Origin of the sequence: Serratia sp. JKS000199, assembly GCF_900215455.1 — a bacterium.
Lineage (GTDB): Bacteria > Pseudomonadota > Gammaproteobacteria > Enterobacterales > Enterobacteriaceae > Serratia > Serratia ureilytica.
In genome coordinates, this window is the sequence record NZ_LT907843.1 from 4,781,776 (window position 1) to 4,804,479 (window position 22,704).

The window sequence follows — 22,704 nt, forward strand, 5'->3', positions numbered from 1 at the left end:
ATTCAGCGCGCAAATTTTTTACGTCGTTTATTTTAGAGCCGACAGGTTCTTAGTTACAAACAACAAGCAAATAAGGAAAAGATAGAATGGCTAAGGGGCAATCTTTGCAAGATCCGTTCCTGAACGCATTGCGTCGTGAACGTGTTCCGGTTTCTATTTATTTGGTGAATGGTATTAAGCTGCAAGGCCAGATTGAGTCTTTTGACCAGTTTGTCATCCTGTTGAAGAACACGGTTAGCCAGATGGTGTACAAGCACGCTATCTCTACCGTTGTCCCGTCACGCCCGGTCTCGCATCACAGCAACAATCCGAGCGGCGGTTCAAGCAACTATCACCATGGTAACAATCCGTCTGCGCAGCAACAGCCGCAGCAGGAAAGCGATGACGCTGAATAAAGCGCGTTGCAAGTCAACCATGACGGGGAGCATAAGCAGCCGCGTGCTGTTTATGTCCCCCAAACTCACGGTGAGTGTCCGTTTGAGAGGTTGCACGCTTGTTTGACCGTTATGAAGCCGGTGAGCAGGCCGTACTGGTTCATATCTATTTCTCGCAAGACAAAGATACGGAAGATCTCAGCGAGTTCGAATCGCTGGTCTCCTCAGCCGGTGTCGAAGCTTTGCAAGTGGTGACTGGTAGCCGCAAAGCCCCGCATCCGAAGTACTTTGTCGGCGAAGGAAAGGCCGAAGAAATTGCAGATGCGGTGAAAGCCAGCGGCGCGTCTGTTGTCCTGTTTGATCATTCCCTTTCCCCGGCGCAGGAAAGAAACCTCGAGCGCCTGTGCGAATGCCGGGTGATCGATCGCACCGGGCTGATTTTAGACATTTTCGCCCAGCGTGCCCGCACCCATGAAGGTAAGCTGCAGGTGGAGCTGGCGCAGCTGCGTCACATCGCCACGCGTCTGGTACGCGGCTGGACGCACCTGGAGCGGCAAAAAGGGGGGATAGGCCTGCGCGGGCCGGGGGAAACCCAGCTTGAGACCGACCGTCGCCTGTTACGCGATCGCATCAGCTTGATTCTGCGCCGCCTGGAGCGGGTAGAGAAGCAGCGTGAACAAGGCCGACGTGCGCGGACCCGCGCCGATGTGCCGACCGTATCGCTGGTGGGCTATACCAACGCCGGCAAATCCACCCTGTTTAACCGAATAACGTCTGCCGAGGTGTATGCGGCGGACCAGCTATTTGCCACCCTGGATCCTACGTTGCGGCGCATTGATGTGCCGGACGTGGGGGATACCGTGTTGGCGGATACCGTAGGCTTTATCCGGCACCTGCCGCACGATCTGGTGGCCGCCTTCAAGGCGACGCTGCAGGAGACGCGCCAGGCCTCTTTGCTGCTGCACGTCATCGACGCGGCGGATCCGCGCGTCGACGAGAACATCGACGCGGTGAACACCGTGCTGGCGGAGATAGACTCGGATGAAATCCCTACACTGTTAGTGATGAACAAAATAGATATGCTGGACGATTTTGTGCCGCGTATCGACCGCAACGATGAAAACCTGCCGATCCGGGTGTGGCTGTCCGCCGCCAGCGGAGAGGGTATTCCGTTGCTGTATCAGGCGTTGACGGAGCGCTTATCGGGGGAGATCGCGCATTACGAATTGCGCTTACCGCCACGGGCAGGCCGTCTTCGCAGCCGTTTTTACCAGCTTCAGGCGATTGAAAAAGAGTGGAACGAAGAGGACGGCAGCATTGGCGTGGTGGTGCGAATGCCGATCGTCGAATGGCGTCGTCTCTGCAAGCAAGAACAGGACCTGATTGACTTTATCGTATGATCATATCCTGTTACATTTATGCTTCGCGAAAGCCTGAAGTACCCAATCACAGAATATGGAGCTAAAACATGGCGTGGAATCAGCCCGGTAATAACGGACAGGACCGCGACCCGTGGGGGAGCAGCAATAACAATGGCGGCAACTCTGGCGGTAACAACAAAGGCGGTCGTGATCAAGGGCCACCTGATTTGGATGATATCTTCCGCAAACTGAGCAAGAAATTGAGCGGTTTTGGCGGAGGCAAAGGCTCCAACAGCAATAGCGGCGGCACCGGGGCCTCCGGCCCGGGCTTCAGCGGCCGCATTATCGGTATCGCGGCGGTTGCCGTGGTGGTGATCTGGGCCGCCAGCGGCTTCTACACCATCAAGGAAGCCGAGCGCGGCGTCGTGACGCGTTTCGGTAAGTTCAGCCACCTGGTGCAGCCGGGCCTGAACTGGAAGCCGACCTTCATCGACGACGTGCGTCCGGTGAACGTGGAATCCGTGCGTGAGCTGGCGGCGTCCGGCGTGATGCTGACCTCCGATGAAAACGTGGTGCGCGTGGAAATGAACGTGCAGTACCGCGTGACCAATCCGGAAGCGTACCTGTTCAGCGTCGTCAATGCCGACGACAGCCTGAGCCAGGCGACCGATAGCGCCCTGCGCGGCGTGATCGGCAAATACTCGATGGATCGCATCCTGACCGAAGGCCGTACCGTGGTGCGTAACGATACGCAGCGCATGCTGGAAGAGACCATTCGTCCTTACAACATGGGCATCACGCTGCTGGACGTCAACTTCCAGGCGGCGCGTCCGCCGGAAGAGGTGAAGGCGTCGTTCGACGATGCGATCGCCGCGCGTGAGAACGAGCAGCAATACATCCGTGAAGCGGAAGCTTACGCCAACGAAGTTCAGCCGCGTGCGAACGGCCAGGCGCAGCGTCTGCTGGAAGACTCCAAGGCTTATAAAGACCGCACCGTCCTGGAAGCTCAGGGTGAGGTGGCGCGCTTTGCCAAGCTGTTGCCGGAATACAAGTCCGCCCCGCAGATCACCCGCGAGCGTCTGTATATCGAAACCATGGAAAAAGTGCTGGGCCATACCCGTAAGGTGTTGGTGAGCGACAAAGGCAACAACCTGATGGTGCTGCCGCTGGATCAGATGCTGCGCGGCCAAGGCGCGGCGACGGAGAGCGGCAACAAGGATACCAGCCTGATTCGCCTCAATCCGAATCCAGCACCGGCTGCCAACAGCAGCACCCCGCGCACCAGCAGCGGATCGGTTATGGATCAGCGCCGGGCGAATGCGCAGCGTGACGACACCACTCGCGTAGGGAGAGAGTAATCAATGCGTAAGTCTTTTGTAGTTATTGTCCTCGCGGTGCTGGTGGTGCTGTACGCTTCGCTGTTCGTGGTGCAGGAAGGCCAGCGCGGCATTGTGCTGCGCTTCGGCAAAGTGCTGCGCGACGGCGAAAACAAGCCGCTGGTGTATGCGCCGGGTCTGCACCTCAAGATCCCGTTCATTGAGACCGTGAAGAACCTGGATGCGCGTATCCAGACCATGGACAACCAGGCCGATCGCTTCGTGACCAGCGAGAAGAAAGACCTGATCGTTGACTCCTATCTGAAGTGGCGCATCAGCGACTTCAGCCGCTACTATCTGGCGACCGGCGGCGGCGACGTCTCCCAGGCCGAAGTGCTGCTGAAGCGTAAGTTCAGCGACCGTCTGCGTTCCGAAATCGGCCGCCTGGACGTGAAAGACATCGTGACCGACTCGCGCGGCAAGTTGATGTCTGACGTGCGTGACGCGCTGAACACCGGCACCGTGGGTGACGGCGAAGAAGTGGCGACCACCGAAGCCGATGACGCTATCGCCTCTGCGGCGGCGCGCGTTGAGCGGGAAACCACCGGCAAACAGCCGCAGGTGAACCCGAACAGCATGGCGGCGTTGGGCATCGAAGTGATCGACGTGCGTATCAAGCAGATCAACCTGCCGGCCGAAGTCTCCGACGCCATCTACCAGCGTATGCGCGCCGAGCGTGAAGCGGTAGCCCGTCGCCTGCGCTCGCAGGGCCAGGAAGAAGCCGAGAAACTGCGCGCCAGCGCGGACTACGAAGTGACCCGTACCCTGGCGGAAGCCGAGCGTCAGGCGCGTATCACCCGTGGTGAAGGCGATGCTGAAGCAGCCAAGCTGTTCGCCAACGCGTTCAGCCAGGATCCGGACTTCTATGCCTTTATCCGCAGCCTGCGTGCCTATGAAGCCAGCTTCAAGGACAACCAGGACGTGCTGGTACTGAGCCCGGACAGTGATTTCTTCCGCTACATGAAGTCGCCTGATACCCTGCGCAAATAAGCGCGGCAGGCAATCTGATCGAGGGCCCGTTTTCGCGGGCCCTTTCTCGTTTTTGGGGGATGCATGAACTCAACGATTTGGCTGGCGCTCGGGCTGGTCCTGGTGCTGGAAGGACTGGGGCCGATGCTGTTTCCGCAGGCCTGGCGCAAAATGATTGTGGCGATGTCGCAATTGCCGGACGCGACGCTGCGGCGATTTGGCGGTGGAATAGTGGTTGCGGGCTGCGTGATCTACTACATGTTGAGCGGCCGCACGGGTCTTTAAAGTCTAGCCCAAAATTTATGCAATCGTATGCTAAAAGTGCTGAAAATCGAAAATTACGGTGGTAGAATCCATTTTTAAGCAATCGGTGATTTTGAAAAATGGGTAAGAACGTCGTCGTACTGGGCACCCAATGGGGTGACGAAGGTAAAGGCAAGGTTGTAGACCTGCTGACTGAACGGGCTCAATATGTTGTGCGCTACCAAGGTGGCCATAACGCTGGCCACACTCTGGTAATCAACGGTGAAAAAACCGTTCTTCATTTAATTCCTTCAGGCATTCTGCGTGAAAACGTCACCAGCATCATCGGCAACGGTGTTGTTCTGGCGCCGGACGCGTTGATGAAAGAAATGGGTGAACTCGAAGCGCGTGGCATCCCGGTACGCGAACGTCTGTTACTCTCTGAAGCTTGCCCGTTGATCCTGCCTTACCACGTTGCGTTGGATAACGCGCGTGAGAAAGCGCGCGGCGCGAAAGCGATCGGCACCACCGGTCGCGGCATCGGCCCGGCTTACGAAGATAAAGTGGCTCGTCGCGGTCTGCGCGTCGGCGATCTGTTCAACAAAGAAACCTTCGCCGTTAAGCTGAAAGAGATCGTCGATTACCACAACTTCCAACTGGTCAACTACTACAAAGTTGAAGCCGTCGATTATCAGGCGACGCTGGACTACGTGCTGTCTATCGCCGATATCCTGACCGCGATGGTGGTTGACGTTTCCGAACTGCTGGACGGCGCGCGCAAGCGTGGCGATCTGATCATGTTCGAAGGCGCTCAGGGCACCCTGCTGGATATCGACCACGGTACTTACCCGTACGTGACCTCTTCCAACACCACCGCCGGCGGCGTGGCTACCGGTTCCGGCATCGGCCCGCGTTATGTGGACTACGTGCTGGGCATCGTGAAAGCCTACTCCACTCGCGTGGGTGCAGGCCCGTTCCCAACCGAACTGTTCGATGAAACCGGCGAGTACCTGTGCAAGCAGGGTAACGAGTTCGGCGCCACCACCGGCCGTCGTCGTCGTACCGGCTGGCTGGACGCGGTAGCGGTGCGTCGCGCGGTGCAGATCAACTCCCTGTCCGGCTTCTGCCTGACCAAACTGGACGTCCTGGACGGCCTGAAAGAAGTGAAGATCTGCGTGGGTTACCGCATGCCGGACGGCCGTGAAGTGGACACCACTCCGCTGGCGGCTGAAGGCTGGGAAGGCATTGAGCCTATCTACGAAACCATGCCGGGCTGGAGCGAAACCACCTTTGGCGTGAAAGAGCACAGCAAGCTGCCTCAGGCTGCGCTGAACTACATCAAGCGCATCGAAGAAGTGACCGGCGTACCGGTAGACATCATCTCTACCGGCCCGGATCGCAGCGAAACCATGATCCTGCGCGACCCGTTCGACGCATAATCAGGCTTTGCGGCATTAAACAAACCGGGCGCGTCCCGGTTTGTTTTTATCCTGACTCCCTCCGATTGCGGTTTCACGTCAAAAAATCCTTTCATAAACCCGCCTTAGGGCGCGGGATTCGCTAAATAATTAGCGACGAACTCTCCGGCTGGTTTATTATCCAATGAGTAATCTTTTGAATAGCGCCGAAAAGCGGCGTATCAGACGGGTAAAGTCATACCCAGAGGTAAGATGTGCAGTTAACAAGTTTTACTGATTATGGTCTGCGGGCGTTGATCTACATGGCCTCGTTGCCGCAGGACAAGATGACCAGTATCTCGGAAGTGACCGAGGTGTATGGCGTGTCTCGCAACCATATGGTGAAGATCATCAATCAGTTGAGCCGGGTCGGTTTTGTCACGGCGGTGCGCGGCAAGCATGGCGGCATCCGTTTGGGCAAACCGGCCGAGAGCATTCGCCTCGGCGATGTCGTGCGGGCGCTGGAGCCGCTTGCGCTGGTTAACTGCAGCAGCGAGTTTTGCCACATCACCCCTGCCTGCCGATTGAAGCAGGTGCTCCAACAGGGCGTACAGAATTTCCTTGAAGAGCTGGATAAGCATACGTTGGCCGACATGGTCGAAGACAATCCGCCGCTCTACAAGCTATTGCTTGTCGAATAAAACGACGTTGAGAAGACAAGGCTCAACGTCATCCTGCTGATGACAACGGAGGAACCGCAATGTCACAAGATCCATTCCTGGAACGAGAAGCAGAAAAATACGAATCTCCCATCCCCAGCCGTGAATATATCCTGGCCCATTTGGCGAAACGAGAAACGCCGGCCAGCCGCGAAGAACTGGGCAACGAATTGGGCCTCAGCGGTGAAGAGCAGCTGGAAGCGCTGCGCCGCCGCCTGCGCGCCATGGAGCGCGATGGCCAGTTAGTGTTTACCCGCCGCCAGTGCTACGCGCTGCCGGAACGTTTGGACCTGCTGCGCGGCACGGTGATTGGCCACCGCGACGGCTACGGCTTCCTGCGCGTTGAAGGCAGCAAAGACGATCTGTACCTGTCCGCCGAACAGATGAAAATGGCGATCCACGGTGACGTGGTGCTGGCGCAGGCGCTGGGCGCGGATCGCAAAGGGCGTCGCGAAGCGCGCATTGTGCGCGTGCTGGTGCCGAAAACCAGCCAGATCGTCGGCCGCTTCTTCATGGATGCCGGTACCGGCTTCGTAGTACCGGACGACAGCCGTCTGAGCTTCGATATTCTGATCCCGGCGGACAGCGTCAGCGGTGCGCGCATGGGCTACATGGTGGTGGTGGAGCTGACTCAGCGCCCAACCCGCCGCACCAAAGCGGTCGGCAAGATCGTCGAGATCCTCGGCGACAAAATGGGCACCAGCATGGCGGTGGATATCGCGCTGCGCACCCATGAGATCCCGCATACCTGGCCACCGCAGGTGGAAAAGCAGGTGGCCGATCTCAGCGAACAGGTGCCGGAAGCGGCCAAGAAGGGCCGCGTCGATCTGCGCAAGCTGCCGTTGGTCACCATCGACGGTGAAGACGCGCGCGACTTCGATGATGCCGTGTACTGCGAGAAAAAACGCGGCGGCGGCTGGCGCCTGTGGGTCGCGATCGCCGACGTCAGCTACTATGTGCGTCCACGCACCGCGCTGGACGACGAAGCGCGCAGCCGCGGCAACTCGGTGTATTTCCCGTCGCAGGTGATCCCGATGCTGCCGGAAGTGCTGTCCAACGGGCTGTGCTCCCTGAACCCGCAGGTCGATCGCCTGTGCATGGTGTGCGAGATGACCATCTCCGCCCAAGGGCGCCTGTCCACGGCCAAGTTCTACGAGGCGGTGATGAGCTCCCACGCCCGCCTGACCTACAACAAGGTGTGGCACATTCTGCAGGGCGATCAGGAGCTGCGCGAGCATTACCACCCGCTGGTCAAGCACCTGGAAGAGCTGCACGCCATGTACAAGGTGCTGGATAAGGCGCGCGCCGAGCGCGGCGGCATCGCGTTTGAAACCGAAGAAGCCAAATTCATCTTCAACGCCGAACGCCGCATCGAGCGCGTGGAGCCGACGGTGCGCAACGACGCCCACAAGCTGATCGAAGAGTGCATGATCATGGCCAACGTGGCGGCCGCGCGCTTCGTCGAGAAACGCAACGAGCCGGCGCTGTACCGCGTGCACGATCGTCCGAGCGATGACCACATCTCCGCGCTGCGCAGCGTGCTGAGCGAGCTGGGGCTGACGCTGGGCGGCGGCAACAAGCCGCAGCCGAAGGACTATGCGGTGCTGATGGATGAAGTGTCCGAGCGCCCTGACCACGAAATGCTGCAAACCATGTTGCTGCGCTCGATGAAGCAGGCGATTTACGATCCGGAAAACCGCGGCCACTTCGGCCTGGCGCTGGCCTCTTACGGCCACTTCACCTCGCCGATCCGCCGTTATCCGGATCTGGCGTTGCACCGCGCGATCAAATACCAGTTGGCCAAAGAGCATGGCGAGCCGAAAGAGCGCTGGACGCCGACCGGCGGCTGGCACAGCGAATTCGAAGAGATGCTGCAGCTGGGCGAACACTGTTCGATGACCGAGCGCCGCGCGGACGAAGCGACGCGCAACGTCGCCGACTGGCTGAAGTGCGACTTCATGCAGGATCACGTCGGTGAAGTGTTCAGCGGCATCATCTCCAGCGTGACCGGCTTCGGCTTCTTCGTGCGCCTGAACGATCTGTTCATCGACGGGCTGGTGCACGTATCAACGCTGGATAATGATTACTATCGCTACGATAATATCGGCCAGCGCCTGATCGGCGAGTCTTCCGGCACGGTCTATCGCCTGGGGGATACGGTGGAGATCCGCGTGGATGCGGTGCATATGGACGAGCGCAAGATCGACTTCGCGCTGGTGTCCAGCACCCGCAAAGCGCGCGGTGAAGGCAAAACCGAGCGCGATCGCGCCAAGAAGGGCGGCCAGCGCACGCTGCGCGACAGCGGCAATGCGGGGCGCGGCAAGCGCCGCGGCGGCAAACCGCCGGCCAACTTCGAGCCGGACAGCGCCTTCCGTAAGCAGGATGACGCCAAGCCCGCGGACAACGTGAAGAAGGCGAAAAAGAAAGCCAAGAAAGCGTCCGACAAAACGCGGAAAATCGCGGCGGCGACCAAAGCCAAACGCGCAGCCAAGAAGAAAGGTGCCGAGCAGGCTTAACCTGCCGCACATCGTTACCATCGGCCGGTTATCGCCGGCCGCACGAATTTAAAAGAGCATCATGAGCGAAATTATTTACGGCATCCACGCCGTCAAAGCCCTGTTAGAGCGCGATCCGCAACGCTTCCTGGAAGTGTTTATCCTGAAAGGCCGCGAAGATCGCCGCCTGCAGCCGCTGATCGCCGAGCTGGAAGCGACCGGCATCGTGATCCAGGTGGCGAACCGCCAATGGCTGGATGACAAGGTTGAAGGCGCGGTGCACCAGGGGATCATCGCCCGGGTGCGCGAAGGGCGTCAGTATCAGGAGAACGATCTGCCGGGCTTGTTGGAGAGCGTGGAAACGCCATTCCTGCTGGTGCTGGACGGCGTGACCGACCCGCATAACCTCGGCGCCTGCCTGCGCAGCGCCGATGCGGCCGGCGTGCACGCGGTGATCGTGCCCCGCGATCGTTCCGCCCAGTTGAACGCCACTGCCAAGAAAGTGGCCTGCGGCGCCGCCGAAAACGTGCCGTTGATCCGCGTGACCAATCTGGCGCGCACGCTGCGTCTGCTGCAAGAGATGAATGTCTGGGTCGTCGGCACCGCCGGCGAAGCCGACCATACGCTGTATCAAAGCAAAATGACCGGCCCGATGGCGCTGGTGATGGGCGCGGAAGGCGAAGGCATGCGCCGCCTGACCCGCGAACACTGCGATGAGCTGATCAGCATCCCGATGGCCGGTACCGTCTCTTCACTGAACGTGTCGGTCGCCACCGGCATCTGCCTGTTCGAAGCGGTGCGCCAGCGCGGCTGATTCTTCTGACGGGGGCGCCGTGCTCCCGTTAATTCCCCCTCTTGTGATCCCGCCTGCGGCAGAAATCTCTGCGCCGACCATACTTACCCCTGACGCTTTTTTCAGGGAGCACTCTCATGGTCTGGACTACGCACACCGTTTTTAACCAACCCAAGCCGCTGGGCAACAGCAACCTGTTTCTCTCCGATACGCCGCTGCGCGAAGCGTTGCAGCGCGAGCAAGGCGGTTGGGACGCCGAGGTATTGGCTTCGCTGGGCCAGCAGCTCGGCACGCAGGAGTCGCTGGAACTGGGGCGGCTGGCCAACGCCAACCCGCCGGAGCTGCTGCGCTACGACGCCACCGGCCAGCGGCTGGACGACGTTCGCTTTCACCCGGCCTGGCATATCCTGATGCAGGGGCTGATCGCCAACCGGGTGCACAACCTGCCCTGGCAGGAGGATGCGCGCATCGGTTCCTTCGTGGCGCGCGCCGCGCGTTTTATGCTGCATGCGCAGGTCGAGGCCGGCACGCTCTGCCCGGTGACCATGACCTTCGGCGCCACGCCGCTGCTGCTGCAGGCGTTACCGGCCGAGTTTCGCGCCTGGCTGACGCCGCTGCTGTCGGATCGTTATGACGCTCATCTGCTGCCGGGCGGGCAAAAGCGCGGCCTGCTGATCGGCATGGGCATGACGGAGAAGCAGGGCGGCTCCGATGTCTTGAGCAATACCACCACCGCCACGCCGCTCGGCGCGCGCGGGCCGGGCGAAGCCTACCGGCTGATGGGGCACAAGTGGTTCTTCTCGGTGCCGCAAAGCGATGCGCACCTGGTGCTGGCGCAGGCCGAAGGCGGGCTGTCCTGTTTCTTCCTGCCGCGCATTTTGCCGGACGGCAGCCGCAACGCCATTCGCCTTGAGCGGTTGAAAGACAAGCTGGGCAACCGCTCCAACGCCAGCAGCGAGGTGGAGTTTCAGGACGCCACTGCCTGGCTGCTGGGCGATGAGGGCGACGGGGTGCGGCATATCCTGAAGATGGGCGGCCTGACCCGTTTCGACTGTTCGCTGGGCAGCCACGGCCTGATGCGCCGCGGGCTGTCGGTGGCGCTGTATCATGCGCTGCAGCGGCAGGTGTTCGGCAAGTTGTTGATAGAACAACCGCTGATGCGCCAGGTCTTGGCGCGCATGGCGCTGCGGCTGGAAGGGCATACCGCGTTGCTGTTCCGGCTGGCCCGCGCCTGGGAGAGCCGCAGCAATGAAGGCGAACTGATCTACAGCCGGCTGCTGACCCCGGCGGCCAAATACAGCATTTGCCGTCAGGGCATGCCGTTCATCGCCGAGGCGATGGAGGTGCTGGGCGGCATCGGTTACTGCGAGGAGAGCGAGCTGCCGCGCCTGTACCGTGAAATGCCGGTGAACAGCATCTGGGAGGGCTCTGGCAACATCATGTGTCTGGACGTGTTGCGCAGTCTGCATAAACTGCCGGGCGCGCTCGAGATGTTGCAGTTCGAGCTGCAGCCGGTGCGCGGCCAGAATCGGTTGTTCGATCACGCCTGGCGGCAGTGGCAGCAGCGTGCCCGGCAACCGAGCGAGGAGATGGGGCGGCTGCTGACTCAACAGCTGTTCGACCTGTGCTGCGCCGCGCAGCTGCTGCAGCACGCCAGCCCGCAGATCGCCGACGCCTGGTGTCATCTGACGCTGGATCACCGCGGCGATAGCCTGCTGTCGGCCGAGGCGTGCGAACTGCTGCTGAACCGCGCCATCGGCGGTTAGGGAAAAGGGTGGCGCCCGGCGGCGAAAACCTTTTTAATTCAGCCTCACTCTGACAGGAAAATGCACATGGATATTCTCAGCGCGTTGGCGGCGTTCGCCTCTTACTTCTTCAGCGGCTTCGCCATGATTTTGGTGTTTCTGTTCGTCTATACCCGCATCACCCCGCACGACGAATGGGCGCTGATCAAGGCCGATAATCAATCCGCCGCCTTCGCTTTTATCGGCGCTTGCCTGGGATATGTGATCCCGCTGGCCAGCGCGGCGATCAACTCGATCAGCCTGCTGGATTACCTGCTGTGGGGCGTGGTGGCGCTGGTGGTGCAACTGCTGCTGTTCGCCGCCGTGAAGATCTACATGCCGCGCATCAGCGACAAGATAGAAGCGAATCACCTGGCCGCCGGGATTTTCCTGGGGGGCGTCTCCGTCAGCGGCGGGGTGTTGAATGCGGCTTGCATGAGCTACTAAAGGTATAAGATGGCCGAGGCGCGCCAGCCAAGCGGGTGCGCCTGCTCTTCCATCCGCAGGATGCGGTAATAGCTGGCGCCGTGTTGGTCGGCGGTGCGGGCGATGGCCAGTTCCGCCTCCTGCGGTGAGCCGGGCAAATCGTTGAAGGTGATCTCGGCGATTTCACTGAGCGGCGTCACGCGATCGGCGGGCGCCAGCTCGGCGGACTGTGCGCCGGTGCTGAGCAATCCCATGGAAAGCAAGAGGGAGGTGAGTGCGGTGGAGCGTTTCATGGCGTTCCCCTTCGTCAGATCCTGAATCGACACCCGCAACATGCGGCATGCTGTCCCTCAGTGTGCAACACCCTTCTTCAGCCAGTGCAAAGCCAGTGTAAAGCTGCTTAAAAAATCCCCGCCTTAACGATACAGGATCGCCTGGGAATACCATTGGCCCGGCACGACGGTTTCGCTGTTCATGATGATCACGTAATAACGGGCGCCGGCGGCGGTGGCCTTGCGTTGGATCTCCGCTTCCACGTCCATCGGGCTGCCGCGCACCACGGCGGTGACGGTGCCCATTTTCACCAGCTCGGCGGTCTGCGCGCGGACGATCTCCTGCGCCTGAGCGGTGGGGGGCGGCGGCGGTTTCGGCGTGGTGGTCATGATGCCGCAGGCGGAAAGCTGTGCGGCCAGCGTCAGGGTAATGAGTGTGCGGGCAATCGTCATGGTGACCTCGTAAGCGCCGGTGCGATGGCTTCAGTGTAACGCAATATAAGCTGTAACAGATTGAGCTAACGCTGCTTCGCGCAAGTTTGTCATGATGAATGCCAACAGGTGAGTTGAGGATGAACGGATGATCGAAATTCATGACGAGCGGGTTGGCGATATCGCGGTGATCCATGCGGTGCCGGCGGGGCAGTATCATCGGCCGCTGCCGACGGTGTTCTTCTGCCATGGCTATACCTCGTCGAAAGAGGTGTACGCTTATTTCGCCTATGCGCTGGCGCGCGCCGGTTTTCGGGTGGTGTTGCCGGATGCCGATCGGCACGGCGAGCGATTCGACGGCGATGAGGCGCGGCGCCTGGCGTCATTCTGGGAGATCCTGCGCAGCAATATCGATGAACTGCCGCAGATCAACGCGCATTTTGAGCGGCTTGGCCTGATCGCCGACGGCCGCATCGGCGTCGCCGGCGTCTCAATGGGCGGCATGACCGCGCTTGGCGCCTTCGCGCGCTTTCCGTGGATCCGTGCGGCCGCCAGCCTGATGGGTTCCGGCTATTACCGTGCGCTGGCGCAAACGCTGTATCCGCCGTTGGGCGAGACGGGCGAGGCGCTCTCGCCGACGGCGTTTGCGGCGCGCACCGCCGTGCTGGCGGAGTATGAGCTGGAAGGACGTTTGGCGCAGATTGCAGGGCGGCCGCTGCTGCTGTGGCACGGCGAGACGGACGACGTGGTGCCGGCGGCGGACAGCCTGCGTTTGGCGGCTGAACTGCGGCAGCAAGGTGCGGACGGCCGTTTGACATCGCTCGTCGAGCCGGGCGTGAAGCATCGCATCACGCCGCTGGCGCTGTCCGCCACCACCGATTTCTTTCGCCGCGAATTGTAATGTGCCTCCGGGCGCGATGCGTGGAATTGCGGTGCTCTCTGCAGGCTGTTTCGGTCATTGTTTGACGCATGGCGGAGGAGAATGTCAGCGTGAATTCTTTCAGGGGCGGCAAGGAGCGGAGAGCATGATAAAGGGTATCAGCAATACGGCCGAGACAGCGCGCGGGCTGGCGGGAACGATGAAAGCGCGCGCCGATCTTAACTCAATGGCCTTCAGTGAGATGCTGGGGGCAGCCGACGGCAAGGCGCGGCAAAACAAGGCGAATCCGCTGTCGCGCATCACCGCGCATACGGTGCAAAACATGACGGCGCTGTTCGCCTCCGCGCCGAAAGCGGCGGCCGCGCAAACCGCGAAGGCCGGCTCGCTCTCCTTCGAGCAGCGGGCGACGCTGGAGGAAAGCGCCGAACTGCTGCAGGCACGGACAAACTATCTGCGGATGGCGCTGCAATTGCACAATCCGGGCAAGGCGTTCAGCGCGCCGACGTTGCTCAAACTGTGATGGGTGAGGAAGTGGAGCGCCCGACAGGCGGCGCTCCGGTGCGGACTGAACGGGCTTTCTGATGAAGCCCTGGGGATTTCCCTGGCGTGGCGCGTCTTTTTAACGGTACAGCTCGGCGCTGACGTGCATCGTGCTGTTGTCGCCCGGTTCGTGCAGGGCGATGATGCGATAAGAGCTTGCACCGCGTTGATCGGCGATTTTACTGACCTGGCTGCTGGCGTCATCCGGCGAGACCACGTTCTGGTTCAGGGTGACGAAGCCAACGCTCTGGCGTTGATCGGCCTGGTGCGAGGAGATCTCCGTCGCGGCCATCACGTTGGCGGAGAACAGGGCGGCAAGCGCCGTCGCGAGAATGATGCGTTTCATAGTGCCTCTCTTACTTTTTGCCGTTACGGCCTGACAGCGAGTGTCGCTGCGGCAAAAAGTCATTTATCTGCATTGAATAACCTGGAATCTTTTTCGTCGCGCTGTCTGCGGCGGATAAGGTTAATTTTAGTCGGTTGCGGCGGATTAAAAAGCGGGGCGTTTTGATGGCCTTTTTCAAAAAAAATGAAATAGATTTGTGACTCAGCGCTGATTTCATTGAAAGATTTTTGAAACTGATGGATTGGCGTACATAGGTTTCCCCGCCAGCAAATCGTGCTATTTCCCATACCCCCTCTCAATAACGCGAATAAAACCCACGCAGTCCTTGAGTTTCCCGCCCTGCGTCAGTATGATTACGCGTCATTTTTCAGCCGCACACTAAACACGTTCCTTGCTTCCATGGGCCGCGGTTGACCCTGACAGGAGGCTGAATAATCCGTAAGGAGCAATTCGATGCGTCATTACGAAATCGTTTTTATGGTCCATCCTGACCAAAGCGAACAGGTTCCGGGCATGATCGAGCGTTACAGTGCTACCATCACTAACGCGCAAGGTCAGATTCACCGTCTGGAAGACTGGGGCCGCCGTCAGCTGGCTTATCCGATCAACAAACTGCACAAGGCTCACTACGTTCTGCTGAACGTTGAAGCGCCGCAGGAAGCGATCGATGAGCTGGAAACTAACTTCCGCTTCAACGACGCCGTTATCCGCAGCATGGTTATGCGCGTTAAGCACGCGGTAACTGAAGCATCTCCGATGGTTAAAGCGAAAGACGAACGTCGTGGCGATCGCCGCGAAGACTTCGCTAACGAAACCGCAGATGATGCAGATGCTGGGGATTCTGAAGAGTAATTGCCGCCGTGACGGCTAATCGTCTGGTTTTGTCGGGCACTGTGTGCAAGGCGCCGGTTCGAAAAGTGAGTCCTTCCGGGATACCGCACTGCCAATTTGTGCTAGAGCACCGTTCGCAGCAGATGGAAGCCGGATTCAGCAGACAAGCATGGTGCCGAATGCCCGTGGTTGTCAGCGGACAACAGTCACAAGCACTAACTCAAAGATTAACGGTCGGCAGTCAGATTACCGTGCAAGGCTTTGTAAGCTGCCATCAAGGGCGCAACGGGCTGAGCAAATTGGTTCTGCATGCCGAGCAGATTGAATTGATAGATTCTGGAGACTAGCCAAATGGCACGTTATTTCCGTCGTCGCAAGTTCTGCCGTTTCACCGCGGAAGGCGTTCAAGAGATTGACTATAAAGACATCGCTACGCTGAAAAACTACATCACCGAAAGTGGTAAAATTGTACCGAGCCGTATCACCGGTACTCGTGCAAAATATCAGCGCCAGCTGGCCCGTGCTATCAAGCGCGCGCGCTACCTGTCTTTGTTGCCGTACACTGATCGTCATCAGTAATCGGCCACTGTCCATTAACGACTTTGAGAGGATAAGGTAATGCAAGTTATTCTGCTTGATAAAGTAGCAAACCTGGGCAGCCTGGGTGATCAAGTTAACGTTAAAGCGGGCTACGCTCGTAACTTCCTGGTACCACAGGGCAAAGCTGTTCCTGCTACCAAGAAAAACGTTGAGTTCTTCGAAGCACGCCGTGCTGAACTGGAAGCCAAACTGGCTGACGTTCTGGCTGCTGCTGAAGCTCGCGCAACCAAGATCAACGAACTGGGTTCAGTGACCATCGCTTCCAAATCTGGCGACGAAGGTAAACTGTTCGGCTCTATCGGCACCCGCGACATCGCTGACGCAGTGACTGCGGCAGGCGTTGAAGTTGCCAAGAGCGAAGTTCGTCTGCCGAACGGCGTTCTGCGTACCACTGGCGAGCACGAAGTGCACTTCCAGGTACACAGCGACGTGTTCGCACAGCTGAATGTAGTTGTGGTTGCAGAAGCGTAATTTACGCTGCTGTTAACCCGGTTAAAACGCCAGCCTCGCGCTGGCGTTTTGCTTTTCTGCGCCCGGCAAAACGCGCTACGCTTGAAGACGGGATGAAAAGGGAGAGCGTGCGATGGCAACGATTACGCTACAGCGGGTTTACGACTTCAGCGCGCCGGCGCCGGCGCATTGCTATCTGATAGACAGGCTATGGCCGCGCGGCATCAGCAAGGAGAGGCTGGCGGGCGTGCAGTGGTTGAAACAGGTGGCGCCGGATGACGAGCTGCGCAAGTGGTTCCATCAGCATACCGACCAGTGGGAAGCCTTCGAGGCGCGTTACCGCCAACAGCTGGCGGCCAACGACGCCTGGCAGCCGCTGGTGGCGCTGTTGCGGCAGGGGGAGGCGCTGACGCTGCTGTATGGCAGCAAAGATACCGCGCACAACCAGGGCGTAGTGCTGCGCGAGTTTCTGCTGGCGCAGCTTTAGCGATTAACGTTCCCGGCGGTAGCTGCCGTCGGCCTGGCGGCGGAACAGCGCCTGGCTGTTGTCCACGGTGGTGACCGACAGCGCGTTAATCACGCCGTTGGCGTCGCGTTCGATGCGCACTTCCTGACCGGCTTTCATGTTGCTCAGCGGCTTGTCACCGCCTTCCACCTGCGCCATGGCGAACACCTCATTCACCGGCAGATTGTTGTCGCGAAACAGCTGGGCCAGCGTCTGGCCGGGCTGGATCTGATAACGCTGCCAGTTGCCCGCCGGCGTCGGTTCGTTGGCCGGCGTGGCGGCGCCACCGCCGTTTTGCAGCTCAGCCTGCAGCGGCACGCTGGTTTCCTGCTGAGAGACCGGGAACGGCTGTCTTTCGGGCGAGTAGGGCCACAGCAACGCCAGCAGCAGAATGATGCCGAAGATCAGCACCCAGCGGCGGTGAAAGTAGGGCAGTGGTTCCATCCAATGGAAACCGTCCGGCAGATGCCAGACTTTGGCCAGCAGCGCTTTGACCCGCTGCATCTTGTCGTTGGCCGACGGCGGTTCCGATGGCGACTCCGCGTCTTCCTGCGTGGGTGCGGCGCCGGGTTTCAGGCGCTGGCTGATGTTCAGCCAGGTGCGCAGCAGCGGCTGGTAGATGCGGGTGGTTTTCCTTTTCCTGGGCGCGATTCTGCCCATGGTGACCTCTCTTCGACGGCGTAATAATAAGCGCGGCGCGGCAAGCGCGTCGCCTGCCCGATATCCTGCTTTCAGTATAGTCCGCTAACTGATTGAAGTGAAAGGCGGCTGAGCGGCAGGGCCGGGGTTTGCGGCTGCGGGCGTTAACAGAAGGTTATTGTTTCTTTTTCTACGACAAAAGTCATCATTCTCCACACAAGATTTTACCCGGCATTGACGCGCTGTTATGCTGCGCTTTCGACTTTTTACAGACTTAAGGAAAACCCCATGACAACCCCTTCTTTTGACAGCGTTGAAGCGCAAGCAAGTTACGGGATTGGTTTACAGGTCGGCCAGCAGCTGCAAGAGTCCGGGCTGGAAGGTTTGCAACCGGAAGCTTTGCTGGCGGGTCTGCGCGACGCGCTGGAAGGGAATGCCCCGGCGGTTCCGGTAGACGTGGTGCACCGTGCGCTGCGTGAAATCCACGAGCGTGCGGATGCGGTGCGCCGCGAGCGCCAGCAGGCGATGGCCGTTGAAGGCCAGAAATTCCTGGACGACAACGCCAAGCGCGACGACGTGACGCTGACCGAGTCAGGCCTGCAGTTCTCCGTACTGGAGCAGGGCAACGGCCCAATCCCGTCCCGTCAGGATCGCGTTCGTGTGCACTACACCGGTCGTCTGATCAACGGTGACGTGTTCGACAGCTCGGTCGAGCGCGGCCAGCCGGCAGAATTCCCGGTCAGCGGCGTGATCCCAGGCTGGATCGAAGCGCTGACCCTGATGCCGGTCGGTTCCAAATGGCAGCTGTATATCCCGCACAACCTGGCCTACGGCGAACGTGGCGCAGGCGCGTCCATCCCGCCGTTCAGCGCGCTGGTGTTCGACGTCGAGCTGCTGGAAATCCTGTAATCCTACCGAGGATTGCTCTGGGCGCCTTTATGGCGCCCTTGTTTTATGCGCCGCTCAGCGCGCGCGGGAACAGCAGATTGTTTTCCAGGCTGATGTGCTCCATCAGATCGCCGATGAACTCATCGATGCCGTTATACAGCGCTCGCCAGGTGGTACAGGCGCCCTCCGGCGGCGTCACGTTATCGGTGAGGAATTTCACCACCTCCAATTGCTCACCCGCCTCGTCATGCTCGTGTTCCATCACCGAGATCGGTCCGGCGGCCTGCGGCCCCATGCCCTGTTTGATCAGCGGGAACAGGATCTGCTCCTCTTTCATCATGTGATCCTCCAGATCCAGACGGATCAGGTTCAGCTGCTTCGCCAGTCCGCGCGGGCAGGTGGGTTTGTCGCCATGCACGCGTTCGACTTTTTCCGCCATTAGCACCAGTTCGGACAACTGCTCGCGGTGCCGCTGATGAAAGCGCGGCAGAATGTAATCGATCACCTCACCGAGCGGCGCCGTGCGCCAGTCCCGACTGTGCGCCGGCGTGGCGGCCAGGGCGGCCAGTTCGTTTTCCAGTCTGTCGATATCCAGCCCTTTGCGCTCGGCGGCGCGTGCCAGCGATTGCCTGCCGCCGCAGCAGAAATCCAGCTGATGCTGGCGAAACAGGCGGGATGCCCGGGGAATGGCGATAGCGAGCGCGCCAAGGGATTGATTGCGGTAATCCATGGTAGTGCCTCTTTAAACGAAGGAATTTTATAACATGCATTTTAAATGCAATTTAATGGGCGCGCCAGCGGGAAAATAGAGGAGATGGCCGGGGGATTGCCCCGGCCTGGCGATTATTTCGCGCTTAAATCGATGCGATAAACCGCGAAGCCGATGCTGTCGCTGTCTGCGGCGCTCATCGGGTATTGGGCGTGCTCCTTGATAAACGCCGTCGCTTTGTCCGATGGCGAGGTCTCGAAGCGGATATCCAGCGGCTGCTTGCTGCTGAAGTTAGCCAAACGCCAATTGTTGTCCGCCTGCGGGCGCACCGCGCCATGCCGCTGGGTTTCGGCGGTGATGTAGGCCGCCAGCACCGAGCGGTTTTCATCCGGCGAAGCGAAGGCGATATGTTTGTCGCCGGTGCCGGCAAACTTGCCGCCGTAGGCGCGGTAGTTGTTGGTGGCAACCAGGAAGGTGGCGTTCGGATCGATCGGCTTGCCGTTGAAGGTCAGCTGCTTGATGCGCTCCGCCTTAGCGTTGATCAGCTGGCATTCGCCGTCGTAGCGCGCCGGTTGGCTGACGTCGATCTGGTAGTTGACGCCGTCGATCACGTCGAAGTTATAGGTGCGGAAGCCGTCCCAGTTGATCAAGCCTTGCGGCTTGGCGCTGTTGACGTCGATCTGGTTGAACTGGCCGGCGGAGCACTCCAGCCACTCTTTCACCTCTTTGCCGCTGGCCTTCACCACTACCAGCGTATTGGGATAGAGATAGAGATCGGCGGCGTTGCGGAAGGTGAGCTGGCCTTTTTCCACTTCGACGAAGCTGGCGGGGTCGTTCTTGCGGCCGCCGACCTTGAACGGGGCCGCCGCGGACAGCACCGGCAGATCGGCCAGGTCCGGGTCGCCCTGGATGTAATGTTCGACGTAGGCCTTCTGCGCATTGTTGACGATCTGCACCGTCGGATCGTCCTGCACCAGCGCCAGGTAGCTGTACATGTTGCCGTCGGATTTACCGATCGGCTGGCTGACGAACTCGCGCGTGCCTTTGTGATCGTCCGCCAACACCTTCACCAGCGCGGCATCTTCCGCCGCCAGCGATTTCTTGTTCTCTTTGTCGTAGATCGGCCGCGCTTCCGCTTTGGCGGCGGTCACTTTCCAGCTACCGCCATCGTTGTTGAGCTGCAGATCGACCACGCCGAGATGGTCGCCCCATTGGCCCGGCATCACCGCCGGTACGCCATTCAGCAGGCCTTTGTCGATATCCGCGCCTTTGATGTTGGCGAAGTCCTTGCTCGGGAACACCGCGTGGGCGTGGCCGAACATGATGGCGTCGATGCCGGGCACCTGGCTGAGGTAATAGACCGAGTTTTCCGCCATCGCCTTGTAAGGCTCGCTGGACAACCCGGAATGCGGGATTGCCACCACCAGATCGGCGCCCTGTTTACGCATCTGCGGCACGTAGCGCTTGGCGGTGGCGGTGATGTCGTCCACCGTCACTTTGCCCTGCAGGTTGGCTTTGTCCCACACCAGGATCTGCGGCGGCACGAAGCCGATGTAGCCGATGCGCAGCGTATGCGCCTTGCCATCGCGATCCTTCACCGGGGTATCGACGATGATGTATGGCGTGAACAGCGGTTTTTGCGTTTTGGCGTCGATGACGTTGGCGTTGATGTACGGGAATTTGGCGCCGGCGATGGCGTTCTTCAGGTAGTCCAGCCCGTAGTTGAACTCATGGTTGCCGATGTTGCCGACCACATAGTCCAGCGTGTTCATCGCCTTATAGACCGGGTGCACGTCGCCCGGTTTCAGCCCCTTGGCCGCCATGTAATCGCCGAGCGGGCTGCCCTGAATGATGTCGCCGTTATCCACCAACACCGCGTTGGCGGCCTGCTGGCGCGCCTGTTGGATCAGGCTGGCGGTGCGCACCAGGCCGAACTTGTCGGTCGGCGTGTCCTTGTAGTAATCGAAGTCCATCATGTTGCTGTGCAGATCGGTGGTTTCCAGCACGCGCAGATCGACGGTGGCCGCCTGCGCCGAGGCGCATACCAGCAGCGCAAGCGCGGACAGCGTTAGTGGATGCTTCATCATTTGGGGTTCTCTCCATTCCATTATTCGAGTGTTATCGCAGAGGGAAATGTAATTAACACTGCTTGCCACAGTAAACTGTGAAGTGTGGCAGAAAACGGCGGCGGGTAACGCGGGGAAGTTCACAGTTGTGCCCAACAAGATCTGAGGAATTCCCGTAGCTTAGCCGGTTGAGATGGATATTCGGCGTAAAAAAAACTAGTCTGCTAGCAGAGACAGAGGGAAATTTCCCACGGAGATGCAGAGTTGAGGTGCATGATGTTAGAGCGAATTTGCCAACTGTCCCGCGAGGCGGGGGCGGCGATCATGGCGGTGTACGACGGTGAACAACCGCTTGATGTCGCAAAGAAAAAAGATGACTCACCGGTGACGGCGGCCGATCTGGCGGCGCATCACATCATCAAGCGCGGCCTGGCGGCGTTGACGCCGGAGGTGCCGCTGCTGTCGGAAGAGGATCCGCCGGCGTGGGAAGAGCGCCGCAACTGGACGCGCTACTGGCTGGTCGATCCGCTGGACGGCACCAAAGAGTTCTTGCATCGCAATGGCGAGTTCACGGTCAATATCGCCCTGATTGAAGACGGGCAGGCGGTGATGGGCGTGGTGTACGCCCCGGCGATCGACGTGTTGTATCTGGCGGAGCGCGGCAAGGCCTGGAAAGAAGAGAAGGGCGTGCGGCAGGCGATCGGCGTCAGCAACGCGCATCCGCCGCTGGTGGTGGTGAGCCGCTCGCATATCGACGACGAATTGAAAGACTATCTGCAGCAGCTGGGCGAGCACCAGACCGTGTCCGTCGGTTCCTCACTGAAGTTCTGCCTGGTGGCGGAAGGCAAGGCGCAGCTCTATCCGCGCTTCGGGCCAACCAATATTTGGGATACCGCCGCAGGACACGCGGTGGCGGTGGCCGCCGGGGCGCAAATTCACGATTGGCAGGGCAAGCCGTTGCTCTATACCCCGCGTGAATCTTTCCTCAACCCCGGCTTCCGGGTTTCGCTGTTCTGAGTCAGTTCGCCAACAGCTGGTGCAGCTTGGACATCACCTGCTGCACCTCTTCCGGCGTCAGCGCGCCGTCTTTGGCGAACTGAATGCGCCCTTGCTTATCCAGCACCACGATGGCGGAACCTTTCGGCTGCAGATCCCAGGCTTTGCGCACGTTGCCGTCGCTGTCGACGATAAACTGCGACCACGGGAACTCTTTCTTGCTGTCTTCGATGCTGCTGCGCACGAACATGGCGGTGCCCATCAGGGCATCGTCGGTGTTGACGATTGTCGTCGTTTGGTAACGATCGTGTGGTAGTTTCGCCTTCTTAATCGCTTCAATCAGTGGGTCGTTCATGTCTTTGGCGGAGCTGCGACCGGCAATGTGCTGTATCACCCGCACTTTTCCACTGAGCTGCGCGCTGTTCCAATTCTGGTAGCTAAAATTACCGTCAGCGTAATTGAGCTCTCCTTTATCGCTGACGCCAACCGGCGCCACGCGCTGCTGGAGCTGGAAGTTGTGCGCGGAAGCGAAAAGCGGGGCGAGCAGCAGGGATACCATCAGCATGCGACTTGTTTTCATGCTTTCTCCTTGTAAATGGGGGAATTTGTGCGA

At 59.8% G+C, this 22,704-nt stretch carries 28 protein-coding genes; 20 read left to right on the forward strand and 8 right to left on the reverse strand.

All coding sequences use genetic code 11. The features are described from left to right. Positions 1-86 precede the first annotated feature (86 nt). From hfq to CPH57_RS22645, 11 genes are all read left to right on the forward strand, one after another. Entirely contained in the window at positions 87-395 is a 309-nt protein-coding gene (gene hfq / locus CPH57_RS22595; RefSeq protein ID WP_004933678.1) for an RNA chaperone Hfq, read from the forward strand. Positions 396-493: 98 nt separating this feature from the next. Further along, the gene (gene hflX / locus CPH57_RS22600) at positions 494-1,774 is read left to right on the forward strand and encodes a ribosome rescue GTPase HflX (RefSeq protein WP_033641625.1); all 1,281 of its coding nucleotides are present in this window, start codon (positions 494-496) and stop codon (positions 1,772-1,774) included. Between the two features lie 68 nt (positions 1,775-1,842). Then, positions 1,843-3,093 carry an FtsH protease activity modulator HflK gene (gene hflK / locus CPH57_RS22605; RefSeq protein WP_033641626.1) on the forward strand — a complete coding sequence of 417 codons (1,251 nt, stop codon included), beginning with the start codon at positions 1,843-1,845 and terminating at the stop codon, positions 3,091-3,093. 3 nt (positions 3,094-3,096) lie between these two features. After that, entirely contained in the window at positions 3,097-4,101 is a 1,005-nt protein-coding gene (gene hflC, locus CPH57_RS22610) for a protease modulator HflC (protein ID WP_004933669.1), read from the forward strand. Positions 4,102-4,164: 63 nt separating this feature from the next. After that, entirely contained in the window at positions 4,165-4,365 is a 201-nt protein-coding gene (locus CPH57_RS22615; RefSeq protein ID WP_004933666.1) for a DUF2065 domain-containing protein, read from the forward strand. Positions 4,366-4,463: 98 nt separating this feature from the next. After that, a complete protein-coding gene (locus CPH57_RS22620) occupies positions 4,464-5,762 on the forward strand; it encodes an adenylosuccinate synthase (protein ID WP_025159583.1) in 1,299 nt (432 codons plus the stop codon). Positions 5,763-5,995: 233 nt separating this feature from the next. After that, on the forward strand, positions 5,996-6,421 hold the full coding sequence (nsrR, locus tag CPH57_RS22625) for a nitric oxide-sensing transcriptional repressor NsrR (protein ID WP_015376391.1): 426 nt from the start codon (positions 5,996-5,998) through the stop codon (positions 6,419-6,421). 59 nt (positions 6,422-6,480) lie between these two features. Continuing rightward, positions 6,481-8,955, forward strand: a complete 2,475-nt coding sequence (gene rnr, locus CPH57_RS22630) for a ribonuclease R (RefSeq protein WP_033651494.1) — start codon at positions 6,481-6,483, stop codon at positions 8,953-8,955. A 61-nt stretch (positions 8,956-9,016) separates the two neighbouring features. Next, entirely contained in the window at positions 9,017-9,748 is a 732-nt protein-coding gene (gene rlmB, locus CPH57_RS22635) for a 23S rRNA (guanosine(2251)-2'-O)-methyltransferase RlmB (protein ID WP_004933653.1), read from the forward strand. 116 nt (positions 9,749-9,864) lie between these two features. Next, complete coding sequence (locus CPH57_RS22640; RefSeq protein ID WP_096242732.1) at positions 9,865-11,493, forward strand: isovaleryl-CoA dehydrogenase; 1,629 nt, start codon at positions 9,865-9,867, stop codon at positions 11,491-11,493. A gap of 66 nt (positions 11,494-11,559) precedes the next feature. Beyond that, the gene (locus CPH57_RS22645; RefSeq protein ID WP_015376394.1) at positions 11,560-11,958 is read left to right on the forward strand and encodes a DUF350 domain-containing protein; all 399 of its coding nucleotides are present in this window, start codon (positions 11,560-11,562) and stop codon (positions 11,956-11,958) included. Here the strand turns inward: CPH57_RS22645 and CPH57_RS22650 are convergent. After that, positions 11,955-12,230 (reverse strand): DUF1471 domain-containing protein, encoded by a 276-nt coding sequence (locus CPH57_RS22650; RefSeq protein WP_025305027.1) that lies wholly within the window; start codon positions 12,228-12,230, stop codon positions 11,955-11,957. The two genes, CPH57_RS22645 and CPH57_RS22650, sit on opposite strands and share 4 nt — an antisense overlap. Positions 12,231-12,353: 123 nt before the next feature. Next, positions 12,354-12,662, reverse strand: coding sequence for a biofilm peroxide resistance protein BsmA (gene bsmA, locus CPH57_RS22655; RefSeq protein WP_033651492.1), 309 nt, complete (start codon positions 12,660-12,662; stop codon positions 12,354-12,356). 127 nt (positions 12,663-12,789) lie between these two features. Between bsmA and yjfP the strand changes: the two genes are divergently transcribed. Then, positions 12,790-13,542 carry an esterase gene (gene yjfP / locus CPH57_RS22660; protein WP_096242733.1) on the forward strand — a complete coding sequence of 251 codons (753 nt, stop codon included), beginning with the start codon at positions 12,790-12,792 and terminating at the stop codon, positions 13,540-13,542. Positions 13,543-13,666: 124 nt separating this feature from the next. After that, a complete protein-coding gene (locus tag CPH57_RS22665; protein WP_033641632.1) occupies positions 13,667-14,041 on the forward strand; it encodes a hypothetical protein in 375 nt (124 codons plus the stop codon). Positions 14,042-14,140: 99 nt separating this feature from the next. Here CPH57_RS22665 and CPH57_RS22670 read toward each other — a convergent pair whose 3' ends face one another. Together CPH57_RS22670 and CPH57_RS24485 are read right to left on the reverse strand one after the other, a co-directional pair. After that, positions 14,141-14,407: a DUF1471 domain-containing protein gene (locus CPH57_RS22670; protein ID WP_033638913.1), complete on the reverse strand. Its 267-nt coding sequence runs from the start codon at positions 14,405-14,407 to the stop codon at positions 14,141-14,143. 10 nt (positions 14,408-14,417) lie between these two features. Beyond that, complete coding sequence (locus CPH57_RS24485; RefSeq protein ID WP_129993662.1) at positions 14,418-14,624, reverse strand: hypothetical protein; 207 nt, start codon at positions 14,622-14,624, stop codon at positions 14,418-14,420. A 236-nt stretch (positions 14,625-14,860) separates the two neighbouring features. Here CPH57_RS24485 and rpsF point away from each other — a divergent pair, with 236 nt between their 5' ends. The 5 genes from rpsF to CPH57_RS22695 all read left to right on the forward strand — a co-directional run bounded on the left by rpsF (position 14,861) and on the right by CPH57_RS22695 (position 16,775). Then, on the forward strand, positions 14,861-15,259 hold the full coding sequence (rpsF, locus tag CPH57_RS22675) for a 30S ribosomal protein S6 (protein ID WP_004933634.1): 399 nt from the start codon (positions 14,861-14,863) through the stop codon (positions 15,257-15,259). Positions 15,260-15,267: 8 nt separating this feature from the next. Beyond that, positions 15,268-15,585: a primosomal replication protein N gene (priB, locus tag CPH57_RS22680; protein WP_049233092.1), complete on the forward strand. Its 318-nt coding sequence runs from the start codon at positions 15,268-15,270 to the stop codon at positions 15,583-15,585. Positions 15,586-15,589: 4 nt separating this feature from the next. After that, positions 15,590-15,817, forward strand: a complete 228-nt coding sequence (rpsR, locus tag CPH57_RS22685) for a 30S ribosomal protein S18 (RefSeq protein ID WP_000135199.1) — start codon at positions 15,590-15,592, stop codon at positions 15,815-15,817. A 39-nt stretch (positions 15,818-15,856) separates the two neighbouring features. Further along, positions 15,857-16,309 (forward strand): 50S ribosomal protein L9, encoded by a 453-nt coding sequence (gene rplI / locus CPH57_RS22690; protein WP_004933629.1) that lies wholly within the window; start codon positions 15,857-15,859, stop codon positions 16,307-16,309. Between the two features lie 112 nt (positions 16,310-16,421). Continuing rightward, entirely contained in the window at positions 16,422-16,775 is a 354-nt protein-coding gene (locus CPH57_RS22695; protein ID WP_033641634.1) for a DUF488 domain-containing protein, read from the forward strand. Positions 16,776-16,778: 3 nt separating this feature from the next. On the opposite strand, the gene CPH57_RS22700 is transcribed toward CPH57_RS22695, so the two are convergent. Continuing rightward, entirely contained in the window at positions 16,779-17,453 is a 675-nt protein-coding gene (locus tag CPH57_RS22700; protein WP_046688104.1) for an OapA family protein, read from the reverse strand. 267 nt (positions 17,454-17,720) lie between these two features. Between CPH57_RS22700 and fklB the strand changes: the two genes are divergently transcribed. Then, positions 17,721-18,341: an FKBP-type peptidyl-prolyl cis-trans isomerase gene (gene fklB, locus CPH57_RS22705; RefSeq protein ID WP_004933618.1), complete on the forward strand. Its 621-nt coding sequence runs from the start codon at positions 17,721-17,723 to the stop codon at positions 18,339-18,341. A gap of 43 nt (positions 18,342-18,384) precedes the next feature. Here fklB and ytfE read toward each other — a convergent pair whose 3' ends face one another. Together ytfE and CPH57_RS22715 are read right to left on the reverse strand one after the other, a co-directional pair. Further along, positions 18,385-19,050: an iron-sulfur cluster repair protein YtfE gene (gene ytfE / locus CPH57_RS22710; protein WP_033641636.1), complete on the reverse strand. Its 666-nt coding sequence runs from the start codon at positions 19,048-19,050 to the stop codon at positions 18,385-18,387. Positions 19,051-19,163: 113 nt separating this feature from the next. Next, positions 19,164-21,116 (reverse strand): bifunctional 2',3'-cyclic-nucleotide 2'-phosphodiesterase/3'-nucleotidase, encoded by a 1,953-nt coding sequence (locus CPH57_RS22715; protein ID WP_096242734.1) that lies wholly within the window; start codon positions 21,114-21,116, stop codon positions 19,164-19,166. A 255-nt stretch (positions 21,117-21,371) separates the two neighbouring features. Between CPH57_RS22715 and cysQ the strand changes: the two genes are divergently transcribed. After that, on the forward strand, positions 21,372-22,112 hold the full coding sequence (gene cysQ, locus CPH57_RS22720; protein ID WP_168177224.1) for a 3'(2'),5'-bisphosphate nucleotidase CysQ: 741 nt from the start codon (positions 21,372-21,374) through the stop codon (positions 22,110-22,112). A gap of 1 nt (position 22,113) precedes the next feature. Here cysQ and CPH57_RS22725 read toward each other — a convergent pair whose 3' ends face one another. Further along, on the reverse strand, positions 22,114-22,671 hold the full coding sequence (locus CPH57_RS22725; RefSeq protein ID WP_025159587.1) for a YtfJ family protein: 558 nt from the start codon (positions 22,669-22,671) through the stop codon (positions 22,114-22,116). Positions 22,672-22,704 lie beyond the last annotated feature (33 nt).

Bases quoted from the DNA above. Each gene is read 5' to 3' on its own strand.
- hfq (WP_004933678.1), top strand. From the start codon at position 87: ATGGCTAAGGGGCAATCTTTGCAAGATCCGTTCCTGAACGCATTGCGT.
- hflK (WP_033641626.1), top strand. From the start codon at position 1,843: ATGGCGTGGAATCAGCCCGGTAATAACGGACAGGACCGCGACCCGTGG.
- hflC (WP_004933669.1), top strand. From the start codon at position 3,097: ATGCGTAAGTCTTTTGTAGTTATTGTCCTCGCGGTGCTGGTGGTGCTG.
- CPH57_RS22615 (WP_004933666.1), top strand. From the start codon at position 4,165: ATGAACTCAACGATTTGGCTGGCGCTCGGGCTGGTCCTGGTGCTGGAA.
- CPH57_RS22620 (WP_025159583.1), top strand. From the start codon at position 4,464: ATGGGTAAGAACGTCGTCGTACTGGGCACCCAATGGGGTGACGAAGGT.
- rnr (WP_033651494.1), top strand. From the start codon at position 6,481: ATGTCACAAGATCCATTCCTGGAACGAGAAGCAGAAAAATACGAATCT.
- rlmB (WP_004933653.1), top strand. From the start codon at position 9,017: ATGAGCGAAATTATTTACGGCATCCACGCCGTCAAAGCCCTGTTAGAG.
- CPH57_RS22640 (WP_096242732.1), top strand. From the start codon at position 9,865: ATGGTCTGGACTACGCACACCGTTTTTAACCAACCCAAGCCGCTGGGC.
- CPH57_RS22645 (WP_015376394.1), top strand. From the start codon at position 11,560: ATGGATATTCTCAGCGCGTTGGCGGCGTTCGCCTCTTACTTCTTCAGC.
- CPH57_RS22650 (WP_025305027.1), bottom strand. From the start codon at position 12,230: ATGAAACGCTCCACCGCACTCACCTCCCTCTTGCTTTCCATGGGATTG.
- bsmA (WP_033651492.1), bottom strand. From the start codon at position 12,662: ATGACGATTGCCCGCACACTCATTACCCTGACGCTGGCCGCACAGCTT.
- yjfP (WP_096242733.1), top strand. From the start codon at position 12,790: ATGATCGAAATTCATGACGAGCGGGTTGGCGATATCGCGGTGATCCAT.
- CPH57_RS22665 (WP_033641632.1), top strand. From the start codon at position 13,667: ATGATAAAGGGTATCAGCAATACGGCCGAGACAGCGCGCGGGCTGGCG.
- CPH57_RS22670 (WP_033638913.1), bottom strand. From the start codon at position 14,407: ATGAAACGCATCATTCTCGCGACGGCGCTTGCCGCCCTGTTCTCCGCC.
- CPH57_RS24485 (WP_129993662.1), bottom strand. From the start codon at position 14,624: ATGAAATCAGCGCTGAGTCACAAATCTATTTCATTTTTTTTGAAAAAG.
- rpsF (WP_004933634.1), top strand. From the start codon at position 14,861: ATGCGTCATTACGAAATCGTTTTTATGGTCCATCCTGACCAAAGCGAA.
- rpsR (WP_000135199.1), top strand. From the start codon at position 15,590: ATGGCACGTTATTTCCGTCGTCGCAAGTTCTGCCGTTTCACCGCGGAA.
- rplI (WP_004933629.1), top strand. From the start codon at position 15,857: ATGCAAGTTATTCTGCTTGATAAAGTAGCAAACCTGGGCAGCCTGGGT.
- CPH57_RS22695 (WP_033641634.1), top strand. From the start codon at position 16,422: ATGGCAACGATTACGCTACAGCGGGTTTACGACTTCAGCGCGCCGGCG.
- CPH57_RS22700 (WP_046688104.1), bottom strand. From the start codon at position 17,453: ATGGGCAGAATCGCGCCCAGGAAAAGGAAAACCACCCGCATCTACCAG.
- fklB (WP_004933618.1), top strand. From the start codon at position 17,721: ATGACAACCCCTTCTTTTGACAGCGTTGAAGCGCAAGCAAGTTACGGG.
- ytfE (WP_033641636.1), bottom strand. From the start codon at position 19,050: ATGGATTACCGCAATCAATCCCTTGGCGCGCTCGCTATCGCCATTCCC.
- CPH57_RS22715 (WP_096242734.1), bottom strand. From the start codon at position 21,116: ATGATGAAGCATCCACTAACGCTGTCCGCGCTTGCGCTGCTGGTATGC.
- cysQ (WP_168177224.1), top strand. From the start codon at position 21,372: ATGTTAGAGCGAATTTGCCAACTGTCCCGCGAGGCGGGGGCGGCGATC.
- CPH57_RS22725 (WP_025159587.1), bottom strand. From the start codon at position 22,671: ATGAAAACAAGTCGCATGCTGATGGTATCCCTGCTGCTCGCCCCGCTT.